Source organism: Dactylosporangium sp. NPDC048998 (assembly GCF_043197855.1).
Taxonomy (GTDB): domain Bacteria; phylum Actinomycetota; class Actinomycetes; order Mycobacteriales; family Micromonosporaceae; genus Dactylosporangium.
Map to the genome: position 1 here is coordinate 1 of NZ_JBICTV010000097.1, position 1,785 is coordinate 1,785.

Annotated in this window: 1 protein-coding gene; it reads right to left on the minus strand. The window is 63.0% G+C overall.

Annotation, left to right across the window (positions count from 1 at the left end):
* Window positions 1–333: 333 nt before the first annotated feature.
* The gene (locus ACGFI8_RS47960) at window positions 334–1,470 is read right to left on the minus strand and encodes a cystathionine gamma-lyase (RefSeq protein ID WP_100597190.1); all 1,137 of its coding nucleotides are present in this window, start codon (window positions 1,468–1,470) and stop codon (window positions 334–336) included.
* Window positions 1,471–1,785 lie beyond the last annotated feature (315 nt).

The following is a 1,785-nucleotide window of genomic DNA, read 5'->3' on the forward strand; positions in this document are numbered from 1 at the left end:
ATTTCCCCGAAAAGTGCCACTTGCGGAGACCCGGTCGTCAGCTTGTCGTCGGTTCAGGGCAGGGTCGTTAAATAGCCGCTTATGTCTATTGCTGGTTTACCGGTTTATTGACTACCGGAAGCAGTGTGACCGTGTGCTTCTCAAATGCCTGAGGTTTCAGCAAAAAACCCCTCAAGACCCGTTTAGAGGCCCCAAGGGGTTATGCTAGTTATTGCTCAGCGGTGGCAGCAGCCTAGGTTAATTAAGCTGCGCTAGTAGACGAGTCCATGTGCTGGCGTTCAAATTTCGCAGCAGCGGTTTCTTTACCAGACTCGAGTACTTACTTAAATGTTACTAGACGGCCGCCTCGTCGAGCGCGCGCAGCACATCGGCCACCAGGTCGTCCGGATCCTCGGCACCGGCGGAGAAGCGGATGAAGCCCTCTGGGACATCGTCCCCGCCCCAGCGGCGACGGCGCTCGGCGGTGGACCGCACGCCGCCGAAGCTCGTCGCGTCGTCCACCAGCGTCAGGGACTCCATGAACTGCTCGGCACGCGCGCGCGTGGGCAGCGTGAAGGAGACCACGCACCCGAAGCGCCGCATCTGCTGAGCGGCGATCTTGTGCGAGGGGTCGTCGGGCAGACCCGGGTAACGCAGGCCCTCGATGTCGTCGCGGTCGCGCAGGGCGAGAGCGAGCGCGAGAGCGTTGGCGTTCTGCCGCTCCGCCCTCAACTGGAGCGTGGCGAGGGAGCGATGGGCGAGCCAGGCCTCCATCGGGCCGGGAATCGCGCCGACGATCTTGCGCCAGCCCCGCACCGACGCGGTCAGCTCGGCGTCGCGGCAGGTCACGTAGCCGAGCAGGATGTCGCCATGGCCGGTGAGCTGCTTGGTGCCACTGGCCACGGAGAAGTCGGCGCCGAGCTCCAGGGGGCGCTGGCCGAGCGGCGTGGCGAGCGTGTTGTCGACTGCCACCAGGGCGCCACGCGCGTGTGCCGCCTCGGCGAGCCGCCGCACGTCGCACACGTCGAGGCCGGGGTTCGACGGCGTCTCGATCCACAGGAGCTTCGCGCCGTCCAGGACGTCGAGCTGAGCGTCACCGCCGGTGGGGGCGGTGCGGACCTCGATGCCGAACGCCGTGAGCTGCTCGCGGACGAGCGGGAACACCTGGTAGCCGTCGCTCGGCAGAACGACCATGTCGCCGGCCTTGAGCTGCGAGAACAGCACCGCCGAGATGGCGGCCATCCCGGACGCGAAGACGAGGGTGTCGACATCCTCCTGGCCGGGCGCCTCGAGCTCGCCGATGGCCCGCTCCAGGTGGGTCCACGTCGGGTTGTCGTCCCGGCCGTACGTATAGGGCCCCGAGACATCGCCCGGCAGGTGGAAGTGTGCGGCGAAGACAGGCCCTGGGAGCGTCGGATCGTTCTTCGAGGCCTCGGGCAGACCCGCCCGCACTGCCCTTGTGCCGTCCCCGATCTGCGTCGATTGAGTCATCGACTGGAAATAGAGGTTTTCGTCCCCCGGATCCTGGCTGTGGTGATGATGGTGATGGCTGCTGCCCATGGTATATCTCCTTATTAAAGTTAAACAAAATTATTTCTACAGGGGAATTGTTATCCGCTCACAATTCCCCTATAGTGAGTCGTATTAATTTCCTAATGCAGGAGTCGCATAAGGGAGAGCGTCGAGATCCCGGACACCATCGAATGGCGCAAAACCTTTCGCGGTATGGCATGATAGCGCCCGGAAGAGAGTCAATTCAGGGTGGTGAATGTGAAACCAGTAACGTTATACGATGTCGCAGAGTAT